4 protein-coding genes are annotated in these 3,418 nt (G+C 30.5%); 3 read left to right on the forward strand and 1 reads right to left on the reverse strand.

The window, feature by feature from the left end:
• Positions 1–245: 245 nt before the first annotated feature.
• A complete protein-coding gene (trpB, locus tag EZH24_RS08905; protein WP_137998808.1) occupies positions 246–1,499 on the reverse strand; it encodes a tryptophan synthase subunit beta in 1,254 nt (417 codons plus the stop codon).
• Between the two features lie 169 nt (positions 1,500–1,668).
• On the opposite strand from trpB, the gene EZH24_RS14125 reads away from it, so the two are divergent.
• From EZH24_RS14125 to EZH24_RS08915, 3 genes are all read left to right on the forward strand, one after another.
• Entirely contained in the window at positions 1,669–1,827 is a 159-nt protein-coding gene (locus EZH24_RS14125) for a hypothetical protein (protein WP_161976127.1), read from the forward strand.
• Positions 1,828–1,962: 135 nt separating this feature from the next.
• Positions 1,963–2,784 carry a segregation and condensation protein A gene (locus EZH24_RS08910; protein ID WP_137998809.1) on the forward strand — a complete coding sequence of 274 codons (822 nt, stop codon included), beginning with the start codon at positions 1,963–1,965 and terminating at the stop codon, positions 2,782–2,784.
• Between the two features lie 28 nt (positions 2,785–2,812).
• A partial coding sequence (locus EZH24_RS08915) for an FAD-binding protein (protein WP_137998810.1) occupies positions 2,813–3,418 on the forward strand: 606 nt, incomplete at its 3' end.

Raw genomic sequence — 3,418 nt, forward strand, 5'->3', positions numbered from 1 at the left:
GTAGTTTTATTCATATTTTGACAATTCATGCCAATTTCTCCCAACAAATTATTTTTTATTGAGTAAATTATACAACATTTAGAAAATTTGTCAACTATATTTTAACTTTTATAATAAATTTTATTATAATGAAAATAAATAAAGAGTAATTACAGTAATAATTATAAAGATATAATCGAATTGTTAAAAAAATAAATAGGCTTCATTTATAAATTAAACAAAGCCTATTATATTATTATAACGAATTAAAATTTATGAATGTCTACATTTTTCTCCAATCTTTCCAATTCGCTTTTCAAAAAGTTTTTCCATTCGTTTGGACGGAATATTGGCGAGGTTATAAATATATCCTTGTCTCCTCTGCCCGACATATTGACTATAATAACATCGTCCTTATTGTAATTTTTGGCATATTCCATAGCCTTCGCTCCAGCATGAGCGCTTTCGAGAGCGAATATAACGCCTTCGTTTTTGGCGAATTCTTTGACGGCATTAACGGTTTCTTTATCGGTAGCGTAAGTAAATTCTATTCTTCCGCTTTCTCCCAAATATGCAAGTTGAGGTCCAACTCCAGGATAATCCAAACCCGCCGATATCGACATCGTTTCCGCTATTTCGTCATTTTCTTTTAATATAAATTTACTTTTATAACCTTGAGCGGTAAAATCTTTAGCGTGAGGATTTTTCATCCTAACGGCATTTTCTCCAAGTTTCATACTTATTCCGCCTCCTTCTACCGCTATAAGTTTTGGACTTTGTTTTTCTATAAAAGGCTCGAAAAATCCTATCGCGTTAGAACCTCCGCCAACGCATGCGATTAAAGCTTTAACATTCAACTTTTTTTCTTCAATCTGTTTTTCAAGTTCTCTTCCTATTACCGATTGAAAAGTCCTCACAATATCGGGATAAGGGCTTGGTCCCACGGCGCTTCCGAGTAAATAATGAGTATCGCTCAAATCTTTAACCCAATCTTCCAACGCCATATCCACCGCATCCTTTAGTCCTCGTCCTCCTCTTTTAACCGCGACTACTTTCGCTCCGTATAATTCCATAGAAGCGACATTCGGTTGCTGCCTTTTAACATCGATTTCGCCCATATATATCGAACATTCGAGTCCGAGTTTTGCGCATGCCGCCGCCGTTGCGAGTCCATGCTGTCCCGCTCCCGTTTCGGCAATAACTTTTTTCTTGCCCATTCTTTTTGCAAGTAAAGCCTGCCCTATGGCGTTATTGATTTTATGAGCGCCCGTATGAGCCAAACCTTCCAACTTCACATAAATCTTTGCTCCGCCGATTTTTTCGGATAGATTTTTTGCATACATCAAAGGAGTCGGTCTGCCGATATAATCGTTTCTCAACTCTTCAAGTTCGTTTAAAAAATCTTTGTCTTTGATATAATGCGAAAAAGCGCTCTCCAATTCGATTAAGATTTTCTCCAATTCTTCGGGAACAAATCTTCCTCCAAATTTCCCAAAGAATCCATTATTACTATTAGTCATTTTTAATCCTCCATTATCTTAATTAGTAATACTATAAATAGTAGTATATATTATATTAAAAAAATTGTCAACCTTATTTTTTAAATTTTTTAAAATATAAAATCTTTTCATTTATTAAAAAATAATTTATAATAAATAGAATTTTATAATAAAAATTATGATGGTAAAAATGAAACTTATAAATATAGAAAAAATTAAAGAAGCGAGAGAGAGATTAAACGGAGTAATAGCTTACAACAAACTTGCATTCGCTCCTCGTTTAAGCAAAATTGCAATGGAATATGGCGATGTTCTCATAACTATGGCGCTTGAAATTAAAGGTTTGTAACATAAAAAAATAGTTTTGGAAAATCTGCAAAAAGCTAATTATGAATTTAAAGAAATTTTTTAGAATAGTTTTTGATTTTAAAATTTAGTTTTTATTTATTGAATTTTTACTTATATTATAATAATATAAATCATTATGGAAAATGAAATACAGAATACGGAAAAAACGAATTTTGAAGAATTTAAAGTTTCTTTATCGAGTATAGATTACGAAGGACCATTGTCAATCCTTTTCGATATGCTTAAAAGAAGCGAAAAAAATATATACGAAGTTTCTATTTTGGAAATTATTGACCAATTCATAGAATATTTGAAAAAACAAGCGGCTTTGAATCTCAATTATACGGGAGATTTTTTGCTTGTCGCTTCGGAGTTTCATTTATATAAATCGAAAATGTTGCTTCCGCATGATATGGACGAAGATAAATTTACCGACAGATTAAAATTTGAAATTGTCGAACAGATGCTCGAGTTTCAAAGATATAAAATTGTTTCGGAAGAGCTTGATAAATTGCAGGAAATTTCCGATTCGATTTTTGAAAGAAAAGATACGGAAAGAATAAAATTTTTTCAGAATAATAATTATGCGGACGATAACGAAATCGCTTGGAAAGATATTAAACTTTACGATTTGGTTTATTCTTTTGCGAAAATTCAATTTGTTCCAGAAACGGATTTGGCGGTTTTGTCGGGAATGGCTAATTTCCATATTGACAACGCTATTGATATGGTTCGAATAAAACTTTCGGAGAATAAAATATTCCCTTTCGTTATGCTTTTCAAAAACGGAGTCACAAAAAGAGAACTTGTTACTTTCTTTTTGGCAATTTTGGAAATGGTTAAAGAAAAAGAAATTTTACTGAAGCAGGAAACAAAATTTAAAGAGATTTATGTTTTTAAAAGAGAAGAAAATTCCATAACGACTAAAATTGAAGAAATTGCGGAAAATAATAATTAAAAAAATATAATAAAATGCGGATTATAAAATGAGCGAAAATATAAAAGGAGTATTGCATAAAAAAAATATTTCTTTGAAAAAATTTAATAATTTTAGAATAAATGCCAAAGCTTTAAATTTCTATATTCCCGAAACAATAAACGGTTTTGTAGATTTGCTTAAATATTTTGAAGAAAGTCAAAAAAAATATTTTATTCTGGGAGGCGGAAGCAATATATTATTCGTAGACGAAATTATAGAAATTCCAATAATATTCACTGGATTTTTTAGCAGAATTGAAAATTATTCTAACAGCATTTTAAGTTATTCGGGAGCTAAAGTTGTCGATTTGATTAAACATTCTTATAAAAATTCTTTCGGCGGTTTGGAATTTTTATTCGGCTTGCCAGGAACGGTTGGCGGAGCGACTTATATGAACGCAAGATGCTACGAACATTCTATTTCGGAATTTATAGAAAGCGTAGGAATAATAGACGACAATTTTGAATATAATCATATAGGAATCGAAGATTGCGATTATGATTATAAAAAAAGCGTTTTTCAAAATAGAAAATATATTATTATAGATGTAAAATTAAAATTAAATAAAAAAGATAAAAAATCAATAAAATCCGAAATGAATAAATATTTGAAA

Source organism: Brachyspira catarrhinii (assembly GCF_005518285.1).
In the GTDB taxonomy this organism is placed as follows: Bacteria; Spirochaetota; Brachyspiria; order Brachyspirales; family Brachyspiraceae; genus Brachyspira; species Brachyspira catarrhinii.